The organism is Nocardia sp. NPDC056000 (assembly GCF_042269265.1).
GTDB lineage: Bacteria > Actinomycetota > Actinomycetes > Mycobacteriales > Mycobacteriaceae > Nocardia.
In genome coordinates, this window is record NZ_JBHJXS010000008.1 from 401,525 (window position 1) to 422,801 (window position 21,277).

General features: G+C 67.8%; 19 protein-coding genes. 7 read left to right on the forward strand and 12 right to left on the reverse strand.

Features of this window, described 5'->3' with window-relative positions:
• Positions 1-111 precede the first annotated feature (111 nt).
• The 3 genes from ACFC4D_RS24865 to ACFC4D_RS24875 all read left to right on the forward strand — a co-directional run bounded on the left by ACFC4D_RS24865 (position 112) and on the right by ACFC4D_RS24875 (position 4,030).
• Positions 112-882, forward strand: a complete 771-nt coding sequence (locus ACFC4D_RS24865; RefSeq protein WP_364642559.1) for an ABC transporter ATP-binding protein — start codon at positions 112-114, stop codon at positions 880-882.
• A complete protein-coding gene (locus ACFC4D_RS24870) occupies positions 867-2,435 on the forward strand; it encodes a hypothetical protein (RefSeq protein ID WP_376066877.1) in 1,569 nt (522 codons plus the stop codon). The genes ACFC4D_RS24865 and ACFC4D_RS24870 overlap by 16 nt, the downstream gene beginning before the upstream one ends.
• A gap of 176 nt (positions 2,436-2,611) precedes the next feature.
• A complete protein-coding gene (locus tag ACFC4D_RS24875) occupies positions 2,612-4,030 on the forward strand; it encodes a hypothetical protein (RefSeq protein ID WP_376066880.1) in 1,419 nt (472 codons plus the stop codon).
• Positions 4,031-4,092: 62 nt separating this feature from the next.
• On the opposite strand, the gene ACFC4D_RS24880 is transcribed toward ACFC4D_RS24875, so the two are convergent.
• The gene (locus ACFC4D_RS24880; protein ID WP_376066883.1) at positions 4,093-5,220 is read right to left on the reverse strand and encodes a GDSL-type esterase/lipase family protein; all 1,128 of its coding nucleotides are present in this window, start codon (positions 5,218-5,220) and stop codon (positions 4,093-4,095) included.
• Between the two features lie 110 nt (positions 5,221-5,330).
• Here ACFC4D_RS24880 and ACFC4D_RS24885 point away from each other — a divergent pair, with 110 nt between their 5' ends.
• Both ACFC4D_RS24885 and ACFC4D_RS24890 read left to right on the forward strand, forming a co-directional pair.
• Positions 5,331-5,804 carry a MarR family transcriptional regulator gene (locus ACFC4D_RS24885; RefSeq protein ID WP_364642547.1) on the forward strand — a complete coding sequence of 158 codons (474 nt, stop codon included), beginning with the start codon at positions 5,331-5,333 and terminating at the stop codon, positions 5,802-5,804.
• 36 nt (positions 5,805-5,840) lie between these two features.
• Positions 5,841-6,455: a class I SAM-dependent methyltransferase gene (locus ACFC4D_RS24890; protein WP_376066885.1), complete on the forward strand. Its 615-nt coding sequence runs from the start codon at positions 5,841-5,843 to the stop codon at positions 6,453-6,455.
• Between the two features lie 19 nt (positions 6,456-6,474).
• Here the strand turns inward: ACFC4D_RS24890 and atzF are convergent, their stop codons facing one another.
• The 5 genes from atzF to ACFC4D_RS24915 form a co-directional block, all read right to left on the reverse strand.
• On the reverse strand, positions 6,475-8,094 hold the full coding sequence (gene atzF / locus ACFC4D_RS24895; protein WP_376066886.1) for an allophanate hydrolase: 1,620 nt from the start codon (positions 8,092-8,094) through the stop codon (positions 6,475-6,477).
• A gap of 26 nt (positions 8,095-8,120) precedes the next feature.
• Positions 8,121-10,100: a 5-oxoprolinase/urea amidolyase family protein gene (locus tag ACFC4D_RS24900; RefSeq protein WP_376066974.1), complete on the reverse strand. Its 1,980-nt coding sequence runs from the start codon at positions 10,098-10,100 to the stop codon at positions 8,121-8,123.
• Positions 10,101-10,168: 68 nt separating this feature from the next.
• A complete protein-coding gene (locus ACFC4D_RS24905; RefSeq protein ID WP_376066888.1) occupies positions 10,169-10,804 on the reverse strand; it encodes an urea amidolyase associated protein UAAP2 in 636 nt (211 codons plus the stop codon).
• Complete coding sequence (locus ACFC4D_RS24910; protein ID WP_376066891.1) at positions 10,801-11,550, reverse strand: DUF1989 domain-containing protein; 750 nt, start codon at positions 11,548-11,550, stop codon at positions 10,801-10,803. Before ACFC4D_RS24910 ends, ACFC4D_RS24905 begins: the two co-directional genes overlap by 4 nt.
• Before the next feature lie 58 nt (positions 11,551-11,608).
• Positions 11,609-13,171, reverse strand: a complete 1,563-nt coding sequence (locus ACFC4D_RS24915; protein WP_376066893.1) for an amino acid permease — start codon at positions 13,169-13,171, stop codon at positions 11,609-11,611.
• 171 nt (positions 13,172-13,342) lie between these two features.
• Between ACFC4D_RS24915 and ACFC4D_RS24920 the strand changes: the two genes are divergently transcribed.
• On the forward strand, positions 13,343-13,993 hold the full coding sequence (locus ACFC4D_RS24920) for a TetR/AcrR family transcriptional regulator (RefSeq protein ID WP_376066894.1): 651 nt from the start codon (positions 13,343-13,345) through the stop codon (positions 13,991-13,993).
• Positions 13,994-14,090: 97 nt separating this feature from the next.
• On the opposite strand, the gene ACFC4D_RS24925 is transcribed toward ACFC4D_RS24920, so the two are convergent.
• A complete protein-coding gene (locus tag ACFC4D_RS24925) occupies positions 14,091-15,911 on the reverse strand; it encodes a TerD family protein (protein ID WP_376066977.1) in 1,821 nt (606 codons plus the stop codon).
• A 351-nt stretch (positions 15,912-16,262) separates the two neighbouring features.
• Here ACFC4D_RS24925 and ACFC4D_RS24930 point away from each other — a divergent pair, with 351 nt between their 5' ends.
• On the forward strand, positions 16,263-17,939 hold the full coding sequence (locus ACFC4D_RS24930) for an MFS transporter (protein ID WP_376066895.1): 1,677 nt from the start codon (positions 16,263-16,265) through the stop codon (positions 17,937-17,939).
• Here the strand turns inward: ACFC4D_RS24930 and ACFC4D_RS24935 are convergent.
• The 5 genes from ACFC4D_RS24935 to ACFC4D_RS24955 all read right to left on the reverse strand — a co-directional run bounded on the left by ACFC4D_RS24935 (position 17,889) and on the right by ACFC4D_RS24955 (position 21,239).
• A complete protein-coding gene (locus tag ACFC4D_RS24935) occupies positions 17,889-18,287 on the reverse strand; it encodes an NUDIX domain-containing protein (protein ID WP_376066897.1) in 399 nt (132 codons plus the stop codon). The two genes, ACFC4D_RS24930 and ACFC4D_RS24935, sit on opposite strands and share 51 nt — an antisense overlap.
• A 25-nt stretch (positions 18,288-18,312) precedes the next feature.
• Positions 18,313-18,843, reverse strand: coding sequence for a hypothetical protein (locus tag ACFC4D_RS24940; RefSeq protein WP_364642522.1), 531 nt, complete (start codon positions 18,841-18,843; stop codon positions 18,313-18,315).
• Between the two features lie 132 nt (positions 18,844-18,975).
• The gene (locus ACFC4D_RS24945; protein ID WP_375964596.1) at positions 18,976-19,773 is read right to left on the reverse strand and encodes a family 1 encapsulin nanocompartment shell protein; all 798 of its coding nucleotides are present in this window, start codon (positions 19,771-19,773) and stop codon (positions 18,976-18,978) included.
• Positions 19,774-19,776: 3 nt separating this feature from the next.
• Positions 19,777-20,787 carry a Dyp-type peroxidase gene (locus ACFC4D_RS24950; RefSeq protein WP_376066899.1) on the reverse strand — a complete coding sequence of 337 codons (1,011 nt, stop codon included), beginning with the start codon at positions 20,785-20,787 and terminating at the stop codon, positions 19,777-19,779.
• A gap of 125 nt (positions 20,788-20,912) precedes the next feature.
• Positions 20,913-21,239 (reverse strand): cupin domain-containing protein, encoded by a 327-nt coding sequence (locus ACFC4D_RS24955; protein ID WP_364642514.1) that lies wholly within the window; start codon positions 21,237-21,239, stop codon positions 20,913-20,915.
• Between the last annotated feature and the right edge of the window lie 38 nt (positions 21,240-21,277).

The following is a 21,277-nucleotide window of genomic DNA, read 5'->3' on the forward strand; positions in this document are numbered from 1 at the left end:
ACCGCCTCCGCCCGGCGTTCGCCATATCCGGGTGAATCGGGATCGAACCCGGCGCGGGGCCGGTCCGTATCGTGAAGCGAGAACTTTGGCTTCGGCGGGCTTGGAGGGGTTATGACCGCAGCGGGCACTGAGTGGGCGCTCGAGCTGGGCGGGTTGTTCAAGGCTTTCGGGGGACCCTGGGTGGTGGAGGGGGTCAGCCTCGCGGTGCCGCCCGGCTCGTTCTTCGGGCTGGTCGGGCCGAACGGGGCCGGGAAGACGACCACGTTGTCCATGGCTGTCGGGTTGTTGCGACCGGATCGCGGGACGGCTCGAATCTTCGGAAATGACGTCTGGGCGGATCCGGTGGCGGCGAAGACCGTGGTCGGGGTGCTGCCCGATGGGCTGGCCCTGCCGGAACGGCTGACCGGGCGAGAGTTGCTGACCTACACCGGATTACTGCGCGGGATGGATAAGGCGACCGTGGGGGAGCGGGCGTCCGAGCTGCTCGCGGTGCTGGAGTTGACCGGCGCGGAGAATACCGTCGTCGTTGATTATTCGGCCGGTATGCGGAAGAAGATCGGGCTGGCCACCGCGCTGTTGCACGCACCCAAACTGCTGGTGCTGGATGAGCCGTTCGAGGCCGTGGATCCGGTGTCGGCGGGGACCATTCGGACCATCCTGCAGCGATTCGTGGCGGCCGGTGGGGCGGTGGTGCTGTCGAGTCATGTGATGGCGCTGGTGGAGAACCTGTGCGATCGGGTGGCGGTGATCAATCGCGGGCAGGTGGTCGCAGGCGGAACCGTGGCCGAGGTGCGCGGGGAGGGGACGCTGGAGGAGGCGTTCGTGCGGCTGGTCGGCGGGCATGTGGGCGGGGAGGAGGGGCTGTCGTGGTTGGCGTCCTGATCCGGATGCGGTTGCGGCTCACGGCCAGAGCCATGCGCGAGGGGCGAGCGGCCGTGAATTTCTGGGTGGGGAGCCTGTTCGGGCTCGCCGCCGCACTGGTCACCGCGGCGTTGATCGGGTTCGCGCATGAGAGCTTTCACGGCGGAATCACCATCGCCGCAGCGCTTTTCGCGGGCTGGACGCTGGGTTGGATCTGCGGGCCGGTGCTCACCGGAAGCAGTGACGAGACCCTGCAACCGGAGCAGTTCCGGTTGCTGCCGCTGACCGATCGGCAATTGGCATACGGGCTGGCGGCCGCCGCGTTCGCGGGTCCGGCCGCGGTCGTCAATCTGCTCGCGTTTCTCGGGCTCGCGATCCTGGCCGGGCCGAAAGGCATTGTGCCGGTGCTGATCGCGCTCATCGGCGCGGTGCTGCAATTGATCTTCGTGGTGCTGCTGTCCCGGGTGATGGTGGCCTGGCTCGGCGCGGCCATGCGATCGCGGCGCGGACGGGATCTGGGGGTGCTGCTGGCGGCGCTGCTCGGCCTCGCCTACTACCCGCTCAATCTCTTGATCACCAATCTCGGCCCGGCACTGGAGAATTCGGAAGGCGGGCTGCCCACCGCGCTGCGCGCCGCACCGTCGGGCTGGGCGCCGTACGCGGTGGAATCCGCCGTGCGCGGCGATGCGCTGTGGGCGGTGCTGCCGCTGCTCGGGCTGGCCGCGCTCTGCCTGGCGCTGTGGCAGGCGTGGGCGGTGCTGCTGCATCGACGGCTCACCCTGCCGCCCGCACCGGCGGGGCAGGTGCTCGACAGTTCCACCGGACTGCTGGACCGCTATCTGCCCGCCACGCCCGTCGGCGCGGTGGTCGCCAAGGAACTGCGCAGCTGGTGGCGGGACGGTCGCCGCCGCGCCGCGCTGCTGCCGCTCCTGCTCATCGGTTTCGCGCTGCCCGCGTTCCTGTCCTTCCAGAACAATGGCACCGGGACCATCGCGTTCTCGGGCGGTTTCGTGGTGTGGATGGCAACCATGGGCTCGGCGAATCTGTACGGCTTCGACGGCACCTCGGTCTGGCAGACCATCGTCACCCCGGGCGCGGCGCGCGCCGATGTGCGCGGGCGGGCCATCGCCTGGACGATGCTGGTCGCCCCGGTCGCGCTGCTGGCCGCGGTCATCCTGCCGGGTGTGCTCGGTCAGCCGCGGCTGTACCCGTGGGTGCTGTGCACCCTGCCGGTACTGCTCGGCGTCGGCGTCGCGGTGGTGGTGTTCCTGTCCACGCACGCCGCCTTCGCACTGCCGCCGCAGCGCGGTAATCCGTTCGCGGGCAATGGGAATCCGGGGTGCGCGAAGGTACTCATACAGTTGACCGCGGGGCTCGGTCAGTTGCTGATATCGGTCCCGGTGCTGGTGATTCTGGGAGTGGGTACGGCCCTGGACAATCCATTCGTGCAGTGGGCGGCACTACCGGTCGGTCTGATCATCGGCGGGTTAGCCGCGACCGCCGGAATCCGCCTCGCCACCACCCGGCTGGAGGCCCGCGGCCCCGAACTGCTGGCCGAGGTAAAGCCGCGCTGAGCAGCCATTTCCCTTGAACAGACCGATGATTCGGCGCTACTTGCCCGAAGTGCGCGCACCGCGCGGTATTCGGGTAGCGCACTACTGCCGCAATTCGGGCGGCGAACCCGCACGCTGAAAACGGCGAGCGGTGGACTCGGCCGCGCTCGCTCGGACAGTACTGGGAGACAGCGGAAGTGGATCAGATCCTGTATTGGAATTCGGTGGCGCTGGAATCGGACCGCGTGGCGCACACCGAAATCAAACCCGTAGAACGCGGGTCACGCGGTCCGGTAGGCAGTTCCCGGGCGCTCGCCATGGTGCACCTGGCCATGCACGACGCCTACTTCAGCATTATCGGCGCGGCACACGGGACCTGGCTGGCGTCCCCGCCGGTGGCGGCCAACGGCTCGTCCTATCAGGCGGCCATCGCGGTCGCCGCGCACAGCACGCTCACCGCGCTCTATCCGGCGCAGACCGCACGATTGGACAAGGCGTTGCGCGAGGCCGGATTACACGGACCCGGCATCGGGCGGGGCGGGGCGCACGGGCAGGCCATCGGCGGTGCGGTGCTGCGGGCGCGTATGGGGGATCCCGGGCTCGGGGACCACGACTATCAGCCGGAGGTCGCGCCGACCGGTCACCGGCCCGATCCGGCGCAACCGCGACAGGGGTATTACGCACCGCATTACGGGTCGCGCTCACGGTGTTTCGCGGTGACCGACCGCTACACGCTGGACGCGCCGCCCAAGGCCAATGACGCCGCCTATCTCGCGGCGCTGCGCGAGGTGCGCGCCAAGGGCATCACCGTGGAATCCATTGCGGCACAACCGGCTCGATCCGCCGCCCGCACCCCCGATGAGAACCTCACCGCGGTATTCTGGGCGTACGACGGCGCGAAACACATCGGCACCGCGCCCCGGCTCTACAACCAGATCGCCCGCGAACTCGCACTGGCGCAACCCAATACCGTGGAACAGAACGCCCGGCTGTTCGCCCTGATCAATGCGGGGATCGCGGATGCGGCCATCCTGTGCTGGGATGAGAAGTACCGGCACAATCTGTGGCGGCCGATTCTCGGCATCCGCGAATACGATCCGGCCACCGGTCCCGATGCCGTGCCCGGACATGATCTCGATCCGGATTGCGATCCGTTCTGGCAGCCGCACGGCTCACCGCGCAGCAATGAGATCGCCCCGAATTTCACGCCGCCGTACCCGTCCTACCCATCCGGGCATGCGACGCTCGGTGGTACCGCATTCCAAATCCTCAGGCGTTTCTACGGTTTCGACGCCGACGGGCCCGACACTCTCACCAACGGAATGGGATTCGTCTCCGATGAACTCGACGGGCTGGCCGCCGACAATCGCGGCGTGGTGCGCACCCGGCATGTGCGCTGCTTCCCGGGCGGGCTCTGGCAGATGATGCGGGAGAATGCCCGCAGTCGGGTATTCCTGGGCGTGCACTGGTCTTTCGATGCCTACGCCGCCGATGCCCGGGGCGGGATGGATCTGACCCGGAATATCGGCGGCGTCCGGCTCGGCCGCGAGGTGGCCGACAATGTGTGGGCGAACGGCCTGAAACAGGATCGCGCCGCGGCCGCGCGTCTGTCCTGACCTGCGGGGTTGCCCGCCAGGGCACTCGGCCACGCAATGGCGCGTGGCTCCGTGTGCGCCGATCAGCGATGTGCCGTCAGCGCCGAGATATCCACGGCCCCGGCCATGGCGCGGTGTCCGTCGTCATTGAGGTGCAGGCCGTCGCCGCTGTCGAATTCGGCGCGAATGAAATCGCCGGTCTCCGAATCCTGCACCGCCGCGGCGATATCGAAGACGGCGTCGAAGACATCGGTATTCCGCAGCCAGTCGTTCACCTCGCGGCGGACCCGGATGCCCTCTGCGACACTGAGATCCGGGTAGATCACGCCCGCGAACGGGCCGATGGTATTGGCGTAGATGGGCAGGCCCGCCGCATGCGCGAGCCGCGCCAGTTCGACGTATCCGGCGATGAGTTCTTCGGCCGGGGTGGTGCCGCCGACGATCAGATCATTGATGCCGAAGTTCGCCCACACGCCCGCCACGCCGGGCACCGAGAGCACATCCCGCTCGAAGCGATCCAGCCCGGATTCGCCGACTTCCGCTGTGACCAAACGGTTTCCGCCGATGCCCTGGTTCACGGCCCAGCCGGTGGCCAGCTTCTCATCGACCACGTCCACCGAGCGCCGGTTTGCGCCCGGGGTGGAACCGACGCCTTCGAACCAGGAGTCGCCGAAGGCCACCAGCACCGGGGCGACGGCGTCGGTCAGCACGTCGATGCCGGTGAGGAAGAAACGGGAGACGGTCTCCTGGGCGTCGGGCCAAGCGGTTTCGCCGGTCCGATCGCCGGGGACGATCCAGCCGGGCTGGGCGGGCAGGTGCGCGTAGGCGGCGAAGCCGGTCGGCTCGGGCAGGTAGAGGCTCAGTGCCAGTTCATCACCGGCGGTGACCGGCAGATGGATGGGGTCGCTGACCAGATCCGCGCCCGCCAGAACGCGTGCCTCGGGGGATCCGTCGAAGCGCAGTTCGATATCGGTCTCGGCAGCGATCTCCCCGCCGCTCTTGCTCAGCGCGATGCGGGCGGCTCCGATGACCAATGCCCGGTCGGAGTACCGGTTGGTGAGGCGCACCCGCAGTTGCGATCCGGCCCCGGCCACCCGCACCACCTGGCGCAGGGACTCCGCGGCGAATTCGCGGGGCTCCGCGAGCCGGATCTGTTCGGCCGGATTCACCAGCGGTGCACGGAATCCGGCCACCCAGCGCTGTGTGCTCATCGTCTTCTCCATTTTGTTGCGGTGCGGAATATTGCGTTGGCAACAACATACCGGATTTGTTCCGCGTGTCAACTATCCGCATTGCAGTCATGTGGTTTACGCTGCTCAGCGTGGATCCCAAGCATCTGTTCGACGACCCCCGTCTCACCGCGGTCGGCCTGCTGTACGAGGCGCACGACGGTCTGCTCGCTCGGCTCGAACCCACCTGGAAGGGCAATGGGCTCTCCGGACTGGACCTGAATGCCCTGATGCGGCTGAGTCGTTCGCCCGGCCGCAAACTGCGCATGACCGATCTCGCCGTGCAGACCAATCTCTCGACCAGCGGTGTCACCCGCCTGGTGGACCGGCTCGAACGCAATGGCTTCGTCCGCCGCGAAGCGGATCCGGGCGACCGCCGCAGCTCGTACGCCGTGCTCACCGCCGCCGGAGCCACCCGCGTCGCACGGGTGCTGCCCGCGTATCTGGCAGGCGTCGAGCAGTGGTTCACCGGACTCTTCGAACCCGAACAGCTCGACGCCCTCACCGCGGCGTTGCGGGTCATCCGCGACACCACCAACCCCGAAGCCACCCACACCTCGGACTAGCGGCGCGCATCACCGGCCGTCGCTAGGCTTTTCGGCATGATCAACAGGTCGATCGACACCCCGGACGCCGACCGTTGGAACACCAATATCCAGTACCACGGCCTACTGGTCGACGCGGTCGCCGGATCCGACACGGTCCTGGACGTGGGCTGCGGCGAAGGCATGCTCAGTCGCCGTCTGCGCCAACACATCCCACACGTCACCGGCATCGACCTGCACGAGCCCAGCATCACCCTGGCCCGCACCCAACCCCCGGCGGACATCACCTACATCCACGCCGATTTCCTGACCCACCCCTTCACCCCCGAATCCTTCGACGGCATAGTCTCGGTGGCCACCCTCCACCACATGGACCCCACCGCGGCTCTGACCCGAATGGCCGAACTACTGAGGCCCGGAGGCACTCTCGCCCTGACCGGCCTCGCCAAACCCAACTGGCCCGCCGACCTCCCCCGAGAACTGGCAGCAGGCATCGCCTACAACTGGTACCGCTTCACCAAACCCCGCTGGGAACACCCTTCCCCCATAGTCTGGCCCCCACCCCACACCTACACCGAAATCCGCACCCTCGCCCACTCCCTCCTCCCCGCCGCCACCTACCGCCGCCACCTCTACTGGCGCTACTCCCTCACCTGGACCAAACCGCAGTAGCGCCAGGCGCTCTCGCGGATCAGAGCGCGCCGGCGGTGAGGGCGGCTTTCCAGCCGCCGTATTCGCTGATGTCCTTGGCGGTGGTGGCGGCTGCGCCGGTGCAGCTGAAGCCTGTTGTCCAGGTGGTGTCTTCGAGTTCTACCGCGCCCAGTTGCATGGGGGTGGGGAGGGTGGTGAGGAAGGTGCCGAGGGCGGCGGGGGAGAGGAGCCAGCGTTCGGCGGCTACCGCGATGCCCTGTTCGCCTTCGGGGACTCGGGTTACGGCGGGTTTGGGTGGCGTGGTGTCGAGGGCGGCGAGGCGGTAGTTGGGGGAGGTGCGGACGGGACCTGCCCAGCGGGCTCCGAGGGTGGTGAGTTGGTGTTCCAGGGGCTGGCCGCGCAGGTGTGCGCCGAAGACGATCAGGTCTCGGACGGGGGCCACCGTGAGGGGCCAGGCGGGGGCGGGCAGGGAATCCTGGTGGGCCGTAATGAGAGTGGCGATGTCGTAGGCTACGGCGTCTTCGAAGGGGCGGGCCAGGATCGTGACGCCGAAGTGGGCGTCTCCGGCGGTGCCCGCGGGGACCGCCACCGCGCAGAGGTCGAAGAGGTTGCAGAAATTGGTGTAGGTGCCGAGGCGGGAATTCACGGCTATCGGGTCGGCGGCGACCTCGGCGATGGTGGGGTGGCCGGGGACGGTGGGGGTGAGCAGGGCGTCCGCGCCCGCGAGGCTCGCCATGGCCCGGGTGCGCAGGCGCTCCAATTCGGCCAGGTCCGAAACCAATTGGTGGGCGGGGATATCCCGCGCCGCCTGGACGATCGAGGCGACGGTGGGATCGATGGAGTCGGGGTGAGCGTCCACGAATTCGCCTACGGCGGAGTACCTTTCGGCCACCAGTGCGCCGTTGTAGAGGAGTTTGGCGGCGGCGAGGAAGGGTTCCGGGTCGATTTCGATGATGCGTGCGCCGCGCTCGCGCAGCTCGGCGACGGTGCGTTCGAAAGCACTGTGCCACTCCGGATCCAGATCGGGCAGTTCGCTGAAGATCGCCACCACCGGGTTGGGCGGAGCGGCCAGGCGGACATCGGCGGGCCAGGGGCGGTGGGGTGCGCCCGATGCCATGACGCCCATGGCGCGGTTCGCGAGTTCCAGGGTGGCGGCGAAGATGGTCACGCAGTCGTAGGAGCGGCACGCCGGGACCACGCCGTCGGTGGCGACGGTGCCGATCGTCGGCTTGATGCCCACCAGGCCGTGCAGCGCCGCCGGTACCCGGCCGGAACCGGCCGTATCGGTGCCGATGGCGATATCGGCCGCACCGCGCGCCACCGCCACCGCGGAGCCCGAACTCGAACCGCCCGAGACGTATCCGGGGCGCGACGCGTTCTCCACCGCACCGTAGGGCGAGCGGGTGCCGACCAGACCGGTGGCGAATTGATCGAGATTGGTCTTGCCGACCACCACCGCACCGGCGGCGCGCAGCGCGGCGACCACCGCCGAATCCTGTTCCGGCGTATAGGCGTAGTCGGGGCACCCGGCGGTCGTCGCGAGCCCCGCCACATCCACATTGTCCTTGACGGCCAACCGTAAACCGGCCAATGTTCCGGTGGCGGAAGCGATTTCGGCCGCAACCTCGGAGTCGGGGCGGCGCTGGATCCATACGGACATGCTCGATCTCCTCTTATGCTTCGAGTTCAGGGCGTTTCGGTGAGCTCGCCCGCTTCGCGCCACGAATTGCGTTCCGCCGTAAAGGCTTCGGCCTGCATTGCGCGGAACGAATCGATGGACGCGGCATTGTCGGCGAGGAAGCGGCGATAGTCGGCGATCTTGAACTCGCCGTCCTCGGCCCGCAGTTCACCGCGCCCGGCGGCCACATCGGCGCGCAGGTCCAGCAGCTCTTCACCGCTCACCGGATACCAGCTGATGCGATCGAAATACCGCAGCAGCCAAGGATCTTCGCCGATACCGGTGGAGCGGTGATTCCACACCTGGGTGGTGCGGCCGACGAACTGATAGCCGCCCGGCCCCTCCATCCCGTAGATGCACAGGTACGCCCCGCCGATGCCGACCGCGTTCTCCGGCGTCCAGGTGCGGGCCGGGTTGTACTTGGTGGTGACCAGCCGATGCCGCGGATCGGTCGGGGTGGCGACCGGCGCGCCCAGGTACACATCGCCGAGTCCGAGCACCAGGTACTCGGCCGCGAAGACGGTATCGAAAACCTCGTCCACCGTGGCCAATCCATTCATCCGGCGGATGAACTCGATATTCCACGGGCACCACGGCGCATCGGCGCGCACACCGTGTATATAGCGGGTGATCGCCTCCCGGGTCGAGGGATCGTCCCAGGACAGCGGCAGCGAGACGGTGCGGCTCGGCACCACCAGCTGATCGGCGGACGGCAGTTCGGCCTCCACCTCACCGAGCAGATCCAGCAGCTTGCCGGTCGGCAGGCGATCCGGATCGGTGCGCACCTGCAATGAGCGCACGCCCGGGGTCAGCTCGGTGACCCCCGGTTCGGCACGCTCGAGCAATGCCTGGTGCAGTGCGTGCACGCGGGCGCGCAACTCCAGATCCAGTGTCATATCACCGTATTCGATGAGCATGCCGTCATTGCCCGCCCGGCGGTAGGTGACCGCGGTCTCGGAGCCTTCGCGGCGCGCCAGCACCCCGTCATCGCCGTCACCTCCGGCGGAGAGCACCACCGGCCAGGCCGCGCGCCGCTCGGCCCCCAGTTCACGCAGCGAGGCCGCGCGATCCGCGCGCACCGGCACGAACCGCACCTTATCGCCCGGCGTGAGCTGACCCAGCTTCCAGCGATCGGCCGCCACCACGGTCACCGGGCAGACGAAACCGCCCAGGCTCGGACCGTCCGGGCCGAGCAGAATCGGGGTATCGCCGGTGAAGTCCAGGGCACCGATGGAATACGCGGTGTCGTGAATGTTCGACGGGTGCAGTCCGGCCTCGCCGCCGTCCTGGCGGGCCCACTGCGGCTTCGGCCCGATCAACCGCACCCCGGTGCGATCGGAATTGAAATGCACCTCGTAATCGGTGCCGATGATCGTGTCGAAATCGCCGCGCGTGAAGAACTCCGGGGCACCGTGCGGCCCCTCGGTAACCGCCAGTTCCCAGCGCCGGGTGAACACCGGCTGATCGTCACCGGGCACCCCGGCCGTGACCCGCCCGGTTCCGCCGGGCATGGGTACATCGTGAACGCCGAGCGCGAGGGCGTCACCGGCGGCCAAGGCCCGCCCGGTGCCGCCGCCGAACTTGCCGAGCGTGAAAGTCGAACGGCTGCCCAGGTATTCGGGCACTTCGATACCACCGGCGATCAGAATGTACGACCGCATACCCGGACCGCGCACCATACCCACGTCCAGCACGCCACCGGCGGGCACGAGCACGCTGCGCCACTGCCGTACCGGCTCACCGTTCACCGTGACCGGTACCGGCGCACCCGTCACACACACCCAGGTGGGCGCATCGAACCGCAGAGCCGGTCCGCCCAGCGTGCATTCGAGCCCCGCCGCACCCTCCGGATTGCCGAGCGCCCGATTGCCGAGCCGGAACGACAGATCATCCATCGGCCCGGACGGCGGCACACCCACGTGCCAGTAGCCGATCCGCGCGGGCCAATCCTGCACCGTGGTCTGCATACCCGGCCGCACCACATGCATGGAAGCGGTTGTGACAGCGGGCAGTTCGGTATCGAGGGCGATGGCGTGCGGTTCGGGCAGCAGGGCGGTCATCGGGTCACCACCATGCGCACCGGGGTGGGATCGAAACCATTGCAGGGGTTGTTGATCTGCGGGCAGTTCGAGACCAGCACCAGGGTGTCGACCTCCGCGCGCAGCGTGATCTTCTTACCCGGCGCGGAGAGCCCGTCCACGATGCCGAGCGTGCCGTCGGCCTCCACCGGAACATTCATGAACCAGTTGATATTCGAGACCAGATCACGCTTGCCGAGGCCCCATTTCATGCCCTCGGCGAGGAAGTTCTCCACACACGCGTGCTGATGCCGGGTGTGATGGCCGTAGCGCAGCGTATTGGATTCCTGCGAGCACGCCCCGGCGACGGTGTCGTGATTGCCGACCTCATCGGCGACCACCGTCATGAGCGCGGTGCCGCCGTCGGTGAGCAGAACGCTGCCGGTGCTCAGGAAGATATTGCGCTGCGCGGTGACGGTGGCCTGCGCGCTGTACCGCTCGGTGTGATCGTCCGCCGCGTAGAGCAGGCAGTCCACCGCCTGATTGCCGTGCAGATCGATGATCTCCAGCAGGTCCCCGGCGCGCACCACGGTCGACCAGGGGGCGCGGGCGGGCACGGTCTCATCGAGCACGACGGTGCGGGCGGCGGCGATGGTGTCCGAAGAGATGGTCATGCGATTGCCTCCAGCGTGCGTGCGTGCCAATCCAGTTCGGTGTTCTCCACCGCGCGCAGATACTCGGGATCGGAATTGAATTGGCCGGCAAGGTCTTCCGGGGCCGCCCAGGCCACCAGATCGATGTCCGTGGTCGGGGTGGGGTCGAGCGGATGCTCGGCATTGGCGAGCAGCAGCGTCACCGGCAGGTGAATGAGCAATTCCACCGCCGCACCCGCACCGGCGCTGCCGGTGGCTGTCAGCCCGCCATCGGATTCCACCCGGACACCCCGGAAGAACGAAATGGTCTGCGCGATATCGCGCGGCTCCAGTCCCTGTTTGACCCCGGCCATCCGCAACCGGTCCCGGGCGTGCGCGGACGTTCCGCACAGGGTGTCGTGGTGTCCGGAGGAATCCGCGACCACCGTGGCCAGCACCCGCCCCTGATCCGACAGCAGCGGATGCCCGGCCCCCAGGTACGCCTGCCACGGCACCTTCACCGTGTCGGCGACATTCATTCGCTCCCAAGGTGATTCGGCACGCACCAGCAGCAGATGCGCGCAGCCCGAACCCGCCGGATCCGAGATCCGCACCCGGGTGCCCCGGCCGAGCACCATATTGGCGTAGCCACCGGACGGAATCCGCTGTGCGAAGGTGATTTTCGCTGTTTCGACGCCTTCCGGCGCTGCCGGACCGGCTATCGCGGCGGCGGCGGCCTGCGACCTCGCATGCGCTCGCGCTCCCGAGGTGTCTGCGGTGGTTGTCATCGGTACTCCTTCCGTCGGCCGCCGCGGGCGGCCGGTGCGATGCTCTGCCGGGTGTCGCTCAGGCGGGTTGGATGATCGGCTCGGTAGCGGTGGCCGTACGCGTGGCCGTCACCAGTCGATACACCAGCACGCCCACCGCGACCGTCACGATCACGAAAAGCGGTGCGGCCCACTGCATCCACCAGCTGCCGCCGGTCGGGATGTAGACCTCGGCGCGCGGCCAGGCCAGATTCACCGCCATGGCGATGCCCCACACCACGGCCAGCGCGTTGATCGGAATCCCGTAGCGGCCCAGCCCGAACAGCGGTTTGCCGTTCTCGGTGGTGGCGTCATCGGCGGGCCAGCCCTTGATCCGCCGCACCAGCAGCGGCACCGTGACCAGCAGGTACGCCAGGTAGAGGGTGACGATGCAGACACTGGCCAGGGTCGCGAAGATGGCGGCGTTGCCCAGATTCAGCACCAGCAGGCCGATGCCGAGCACACCGATCACCACGGCGGGCAGCACCGGGGTGCCGAAACGCGGGTGCACGGCGGCGAGCTTCGCGGCGAACGGCAGCTTGCCGTCCCGCGCCATGGAGAACATCAGACGCGAGCCCGCGGTCTGAATCGCCAAGGTGCACACCGTGATGGCGCACGCCACACAGGCGAGCACGACCTTGCCCGCCGGGCTGTCCAGCTTGGCCTCGATCACGTACGCCAGGCCGCCGGTGCTCAGCGATCCGTCGGTGAGGCTCGGGGCCGCCATCAGCGCGCCGAGCAGAATGAGCCCGCCGCCGATACCGGACACCGTCAATGCCGTCAGAATGGTGCGCGGCGCGACCTGGCGCGGATTCTTGGTCTCCTCGGAAAGCTCACCGGCGGAATCGAATCCGACCATGACGTAGGCGGCCATCAGACCGGACACCAGGAACGCGGCCCAGTACGGCCCCGGTGCGGCCTGATCGGTCTGGGTGACCACGCTCGGCCCGCGATCGGCGTGCGTGAAGAACACCGCGATCACCGCGAGCACGCCGACGATCTCGATGGTGACGCCGAGCGAATTGATCCGCGCCATCCAATCGATGCCAACCACATTGATGAAGGTGGTGACCACCAGCAGGATGCTGCCCAGCACAACGGCATTCACCGCACCGTCATGCGAGGTGAGCGCGCTGTCGGTGCCGATCAGCTGGAAACCGCTCCAGATCGTGGGCAGCACCACCTGCAGCGCGATGGCCGCCGCCGCGGCGGTGACGATCTGCGCGATGATCATCATCCAGCCCGCGAACCAGCCGACCAGCTCGCCGGCCAGATGCCGCGACCACTGGTAGATGCAGCCCGACAGCGGATAGCGCGCCGCCAACTCCGCGAAGTTCAGCGCCACCAGCAGCTGACCCGCGAACACGATCGGCCAGGTCCAGAAGAAGGCCGCGCCGCCGAACGAATAGCCCAGTCCGAAGAACTGGAAAATCGTGGTCAGGATGGAGACGAAGGAGAACCCCGCGGCGAACGAGGCATAGCGCCCGAGCTTGCGATGCAGCACGGGCTGATAGCCGAAGCTGGCCAGATCGGCGCTATCGGCGCTGGTGGCGGCGTTGTTCGGCGGGTGGGTGGGAACGATGGAATCGGCGGAGGCAACCATGGCGAATCCTTCGGGCGGCGAATATCTATCGATTGAAAGTTTTCCAATCCCGATCGCTCGCCCGGTGACGCCGATGTATCCGGCGGATGGCCCGCCGTAACTTCTGCATTGCCGGTATTTCTATCGAGTGACAGAAACCTCACATCGGCGCGGTAGGACAGAATGAACCGCGTGACCCAACTCGGACCTGGACGTCCCCGCCTGGAACCCCGCCGCAGGGCAGGGCAGACGCCGCGCGCCGAGATCCTCGACGCGGCAGCCGAACTGTTCACCGGCAACGGTTACGGCAGCACCTCGACCCGCGCCATCGCCGATGCCGTCGGCATCCGGCAGGCATCGCTGTACCACCACTTCGCGTCCAAGGACGACATCCTCGACGCGCTGCTCGGCGAAACCATCACCGGACCGCTGGAACTCGCCGAACGCCTGGCCATCACGGACGCACCGGCCGCCGTGCGGCTCTACGCGCTGGCTCGATTCGACGTGGACCAGCTGTGCGCCGCACGCTGGAATCTGGGGGCGCTGTACCTGCTGCCGGAATTGCGCAGCGAACGCTTCGCCGCCTTCCGGGCACGGCGCGACGAACTGCGCCGGCACTACGAAATCCTGGCCGCCGCGGTCATTTCCGAGGCCGGGAACCAGACGGTGCCCGGCGCGGACCTGCTGCCGTTCCGGCTCGTCGAATCGGTCATCAATATCCGATCCGACGAGGGCGCGCCGCCGGAGTACGCCGAGCGGCTCATCCCCGACGCCATGCTCCGGCTACTCGGTTTCTCGGGCGATTTAGGTGAGACCCGCTCAGCTGCAATCGAACTCGGCTGAGCTCTCCGTCATCCCGGCATGTTTTTGGCCGGGATCCATCGGACCGGTGTGGATCCCGGCCAAAAGCGCGCCGGGATGACGAAGTGGTGGTCCTGATTCAGGACTTGCCCTTCGAGGTGCCCCACTTGAGTTCCCAGCGGTACGCCTGATCCACCGCGAGCTTGCCCCAGAAGCGGTGGCCGTCCGGCGGGCGCACGAAGACGCCCTCGCGGCGAACCACCAACTCGCCGTTCACATTCTCGATCAGCGCCAGCACCATTTCGCGGGAGTCGTCGACACAGCCGCTGACCTCCATCTCGATGGGCGGGGAATTGCGCGGGTAGAGCGTCGCGGTGGCGTGCACGCCCCGGAAATCCTCCGCGCCCTCGTACAGCGAGGCGAAGACCAGGATCCGGCGGAACTGCGCGGTGTTGTCCAGATTGATGGACAGGTTCTCGCCGCCCTGGCTCGCGCCCGTGCGATCGTCCTGATCCAGTTCGATGAACGGCGCGCGATGCAGATTGCCCATGGTGTCCAGCGGGCTGATGCAGCCCTTGGAACCGTCGGTGAGCTCCCAGAAGCAGCACAGATCCAGGTCCAGGCCGCCATTGCCGCCGCGCTTGCGGCCGAACAGCCCGCTCGACGCACCCGGCACCGACCAATTCAGATTGACCCGCATGATGCCGCCGGTCGCGCCCTGTTTGGTCAGCGAGACCGCCGGGGCCTCCTTGGTCAGTGAGATCTTGCCCAGATTCACCTTGGGCTCCGCGCTGCCCGGCCCCTGCTGGAACTGCTGCGGCGGAACCGGATTCGCGCCCTGATACGGCGGGGGCGGCGGCTGATTCCCGCCCGGCGGGAACGGCGGCACCGGCGCGCCACCCTGCTGATACGGCGGAATCTGGTTCCCACCGGACTGATACGGATTCGGCGGCGCGGGATACGGCGGCTGCTGCGGCGGCTGATATCCGCCGGGCGGCGGGTACTGGCCACCGGGCGGGTACTGCCCGGCCGGATCCGGATACTGGCCCGGCTGCGGCGGGTACTGACCGGCGGGCGGATAACCCTGCTGCTGACCGCCGGGTGGGTACTGTCCGGCCGGGTCCGGGTACTGGCCCGGCTGCGGGGCATAGCCACCGGGCGGCGGGTACTGCCCGGGCGGCGGCGGGTACTGACCCGGTGCGCCGAACTGCTGATTCTGACCCGGTGCGCCATACGGCTGCTGATCCGGGGTGGGTGCGCCGTACGGCGGCGGATTCTGGCCCGGCGCAGCATAATTCGGCTGGGGTGCGCCGGTCTGCTGCGGCGGTGCGCCATAGGGCGGCGGGGGAGTCTGCGGCGGCACCGGCGGCGGCGGAGTCGCCTGCGACGGCGCGGCGGGCGGGGGCGTGCCGAAGGACGGCTGCGGTGCGGACGACTGCGCGGGCGCGTCATCGACGGAGATGCCGAAATCGGTTGCCAGCCCGGCCAATCCGGTCGCGTAGCCCTGACCGACCGCGCGGAACTTCCAGGCGCCCTGGCGGCGGTACAGCTCGCCGAGCACATAGGCGGTCTCGGAGGAGGCGTCGGTGGGATCGAAGCGCGCCACCTCGGCACCGCTGCTCGCATCCACCAAACGCACGTGCAGGCCGGGCAATTGGGCGAAGGTGCCGCCGTCGGCGGAGGCGGCGATGACGATGGTCTCGATCTGCGGCTCCACCTGCCCCAGATTCACCGACAGCGCGTCGACGATCTGCGGCCCCTGCCGCTTACCCTCGTGCCGGACCGCGCCGGACCCGTGCTGCGGCTGGTTGTAGAAGACGAAATCACTGTCCGAGCGGACCCGGCCGCCGGATAGCAAAAGCGCCGAAGCATCGGCGTCCGGAACGCCTGGACCCGACTGCCACCCCAGCTCGACCCGAACCGCGGACGCCGCCACCGGAACGTTGGAACCCTTCATCATCGACACGCCCTCAAACGTATCCGATTCGGACATGCGCTGTCCCGGTTCGGTCCTGGTGATCCGGTCGGCGACGCGGGTGTCCGCCCTGCCCGGCGTCAGCCCCCTGAACGCAGTGGCAAATATTCGGCATCGATCGTCTCGTTGCTCGCCGCGCCGCAGTTACCCGTCCTACTTCGGTCATTGACAGTGCTCTGAACTGGCTATTTTCCGGAAACAGGTAACCGTCTCGTCACCTTGGGCCGCTGTCCAACGGGTTGCACATACACTTATCAACGGCCATGCGGCACCTCGATGGCTACTGCGAGATACCGATTTTTCGGACGGCTGTCCCATGCGCGGCGGGAGCGACGGATGACGGAAATGCAGCTGGACCTGGGTCGCAAGAAATGGATCACGCTCGGTGTACTGGCGCTCGGGCTCTCCATGGTGGTGCTGGACGGCACCATCGTCTCGGTCTCACTGCCGGTCATCATCGACCAGCTGAGTTTGAATTTCACCCAGGCGCAATGGGTTACCAGCATCTACGCGGTGGTGCTGGCCGCACTGCTGATCACCGCCGGGCGACTCGGCGACCGCTTCGGGCGGCGCAATATGTTCGCCCTCGGCGTGCTGATCTTCCTGATCGGCAGCGTGCTCTCGGCGTCGGCGACCAGTGCCTGGCCGCTGCTCTGGGGACGTGTCGTACAGGGCATCGGCGCGGCCGGTGTCATGCCGGGCACCCTGGCCACCATGAACGCCCTGTTCCGCGGCCGCGACCGGGTCATCGCCTTCGCGGTGTGGGGTTCGGTCATCTCCGGTGTGGCGGCCATCGGACCGCTGCTCGGCGGTTGGCTCACCACCTCGTTCACCTGGCCGTGGATCTTCCTGGTCAATATCCCGCTCGGCGCGGTGGTGCTCATCGGACTGTTCCTGTTCGTGCCCGAGACGCGCATGGGTAAGGCCGCGCCCGGACTCGATGTGGACGGATTCCTGCTCAGCGCGGCCGGTTTCGCGCTGCTGGTGTTCGCGCTCATCGAAGGCCAGACCTACGGCTGGTGGAAACCGCTGCGCGAGTTCCCGATGCCCGGTTTCCACTGGTCCGAGACCGCGTGGATCTCACCGATTCCGGTGTTCATCGCGCTCGGGGTGCTGGCGCTGGTGCTGTTCATTCGCTGGGAGCAGCATCGCAATCTGATCGGGCGTTCGGCGCTGCTGGATCCGAAGTTGTTCCTGATCCCCAGTTTTCGATGGGGCAACCTCACCGCGTTCGCGGTGTCGCTCGGCGAATTCGGATTGCTGTTCGTACTACCGCTTTTCATGGTGAACGTGCTCGGATTCTCCACGCTCGGTACGGGTTTCGTACTCGCGGCGATGGCGGTCGGCGCCTTCCTGGCGGCGGGCATCGCCGAGGGCATCGTGCGCAAGGTCGGGCCGGTGCGGGTGGTGCGGCTCGGCCTGGCTTTCGAGGCGATCGCGATCGCGCTGGCGGCGCTGTTCGTCACCCCGCACATCTCCGGCTGGTGGCTGGCGGTGCTGCTGATCGGCTACGGCATCGGATTGGGTATGGCCTCGGCGCAATTGACCGGAATCGTGCTCGCCGATGTGCCGCCCGAGAATTCCGGTCAGGGCTCGGCGACGCAGAGCACCGTGCGGCAGGTCGGCTCCGCCTTCGGCATCGCGGTGATCGGCGCACTGCTCTCGGTGGCGCTGGGCAACGATCTGCCGAAACGCCTCGACGACGTCAAGGATCTGCCCGCGAGCGCCGCCGACACCCTCGCCACCGCCACCCGGGAATCCGCGGGCGGCGCGATCTCCGGGGTGCGCGATCACGACGGGGCGGCCGCGGTGCTGGACGCGCTGGAACGCGGCTTCACCGACGCCACCCGCACCACTCTGCTTGCGGCGGCGCTGTTCCTGTTGATCGGCCTGGCCGCGGCCACCCGCATTCCCTACCGCTCGCCGGACGCGCTGACCGACAGCAACACCGACAGTGCCGAATCAGGCGTCGATCAGGCCGAGGGCGTGCAGCCGCTGAAAGACCAGGAGTGAACCCGGCGCGACATGATCCATCGCGCGGTATTCGGCGACGGTGAAATAGCGCAGCTCCGCGATCTCCCCGGACGGCCGCGGCTCCTCGGTGAGCTCACCGAGGAAACAGGTCATATGCAGGCGGGTGCCGGGCGCGTGCCCGTACGCCTCCGCCTCGAAGATGCCGAGTTCGGCGACCTGGATCGCGCCGACGCCCAGTTCCTCGCGAATCTCGCGGTGCAGCGCCGACTCCGGGGTCTCGCCCGGATCGATCTTGCCGCCCGCCATGTAGAAGACGTCCTTACCGGTGGACCTGGTCTGCAGCAGACGACGATCCCGGATATAGGCCAGTGCCGCTGTGCGAATCACGGCATCGACCCTACCGAGGCGCGATTCAGCGCGTCGGCGGGGCCAAACGCCAGTGCACGGTGAGCGCGTCCGCGATCTCCGGCAGCACGGTGATCGGAATGCGCTTGCTGCGTAGCATGCCGCGAATCTCATTGACCTGCTCGCGTTTACGCATGTCATAGGCGCTGCCGACGGGCTTCACCACCGGCGGGATGGACAGCAGCACCAGTTCGTGATGCGGCTCGTCACCGTCATTGAGGTCTAGGGCCAGCGACCAGCGCGCGTTCTCATCGAGCGCGAACCGGCCCGCCACCACCCGATCCCAGGCCAGCGTCGAGGCGCTCCACGGCGTGCGCCGCACGATCGACTGATCGGTCAGCACCACGCCGTCGCGCCCGAACAACAGGAACAGCAGCGAAATCCCCGCCGCGACGCCCAGCAGCAAACCGGTGAACACCCGATTCACCCCGAACAACCCGACCACGATCCCGCAGATCCCGGCGGTGACCAGCACCCCGGCCACCCCGTACCAGGCGGCCCGCCGCCCCGGCACCACCCCGGCCCGCACCATCGTCATCCCGCGCCTCCACCTCATGTGCTGCGCGTCACGGTACCCGGAATAGCGCGGTCGGGCCTCCCCGAGCTACCTGCCGCAAAAAGCGGTCGGCCCCGTGCGCGTTTCGCGCACGGGGCCCTTCGTCTTTCTTGCTCACGCCTCCAGGGCGACTGCCGCTTCGGCCGTGTAGACCAGGAAGGTCAGGCTCTCCTGGAAGTAGAGCTGTACCGATTCCGCATCGTGCGAGAGGTAGCCGATGGACAGGTCCTGGCCGATCTGGAGATCGAAATCGCCACCGCGGGTGGAGAGTACGAACGCGCCGTCGATGGCCGGGGCCCAGATGATCTCACCGTCGATGAGCCGCTCGATATGGGTGCGGATCGGATGACCGTGATCGGAGGTCTCGCTGACCGCCGTGTACAGATCGGCCGACAGCAGCACCGAATACGGCCCGTCCACGCCCGCCAGCCGCAGCTTGCTCAGCGCCTGGGTGACCGCCTCGGGAGCCAGCTTCGGATCACCGGGCAGTTTCACCGGCTCGCACGAGGTGCTGGCCCGGATACCGACGATCCCGGCGGCCGGATAGCCCTCGAACAGCGCCCGGTCCTCGGCGAAGGCGATGCGCTTGGCCGCCTCCTTCACCGCGTCCAGATCGGTGTCCTTGGCCCCGCGCTCCACATTGTCGAGCTCATCGCGGGACAGCGTGAACGGCACCCGCAGCTCCACCAGCGGCACCACCACACGCTGGCGCGCCTGCACCCCGTCGGCGGGGGCGGTGATCTCGGCGGTGCGGCCCACGCCGACCGCGGAGTAATCCGGGCCGTGCGGGCCGGATACATCGACCACGCGCCGACCGGCGATATGCCGCTTGAAGGTTCGCGTCGCTTCCTCTTCGATCGCCGTCCAGGCGGAAGAGGTTATCGGCGCGAGTTCCCGGTGGAGGTTGTTCATGCTTCAGCTCCTTTTCAACGTGCCGATTCCAAGGGAACCATCGTGGGAGACAACACCATTGGTTGCCGGTGATTCCCGGTCTGCCACGGCCGCGGGCGCGGGTGCGTCCGGCAGCGCGTCGAAGAACGCCAGGGGTGGCGCGAAGAACGAGGTACCCGTTATTGCCGTGGAGAAATCGAGGATGCGGTCATAGGCGGCCTCATCGGTGCCCAGGAACATGCGCTCGAGCATCAACTCGGTGACCGCGGGCGTGGCCGAATACGCGATGTAATAGGTGCCGAACTCGCCGTCCTTGACGCTGCCGAACGGCATATTGGCGCGCATGACGGTGCCGTTGTCATCCTGATCGTTCACGGCCACATGCGAATTCGCGGGCTTGTCGGTGTCGGAGAGCTCATAGTCGTCGAGTTTGGTGCGGCCGATCACCCGCTCCTGCTCCTCGACCGAGAGCGCCTTCCAATCGTCGAGATTGTGCAGGTACTTCTGCACGATCACATAACTGCCACCGGCGAATTCGGCATCCTCGTCACCCACCAGCGCGGAGGCCACGGCCAGCTGACCCTCGGGATTCTCTGTGCCGTCCACGAATCCGAGCAGATCGCGCTGTTCGAAATACCGGAAGCCGACCGTCTGATCGACGATCGCCCCCGCACCGGCCAGCCGGTCGCCGATGGCCATCGCCAATTCGAAACAGGCGTCCTGGTTTTCGGCCTTGATGTGGAACAGCAGATCACCCGGGGTGACGGGGGCCTGATGCTTATCGCCCACGTACCCCGGAAACTCGTGCAGCTCAGCCGGTTTCGCACCGGCGAAAAGACGATCCCAGGCATCCGAACCGATACTGGTATTGCAGGCCAGTCCGGAACCCGGCACCCGGAAGCCGATGGATCGGCGCAATCCGGGCAGATCTGCGAGCAGGTCGCGTACCGCCGCCTCGCCACCCTCGTCGATCGTGGCGACGAGAAAGATAGCGGCGGGCGTAAGCGGGTCGAGGATTGGCTGCGGCTCACCCATGCGCTCAAGCCTAGAGCGCCGGGCCGACGGACCGCCCGCCCGGTTGCCCCGTGTCTGCCCGATAGCCGCAAACCCGCACGGTACCGCCAGGTCGCGGCATCAGTGGCGGGGCCGGGTGCCGTCGGTCACTTGGCCACCGTGAGCAGGAACGCCACATCGTCGATGGCCTTCACGCTGTGCCGCGCGTTCGGGATCACCAGCAGATCGCCGGCCGAACCCTTCCATTCGTTCGTACCGCTGATCAACGACAGCACCCCGCTGAGCACCACCATGGTGGCCTCACCCGGGTTCTCGTGCTCCGCCAGGCTCTGCCCGGCGGTCATGGCGATCACCGTCTGGCGCAGGCTGTGCGCGTGCCCGCCGTAGATGGTGAGCGAACTGCGTCCGCTCGATGCGGTCGCGGCCAGCTTGAGCTGCTGACGTGCCACCGCGGTCAGCGACTTCTTGTCCATGGACTGCCTTTCGCCGGAGTATCCGTGAGTATGCCGGA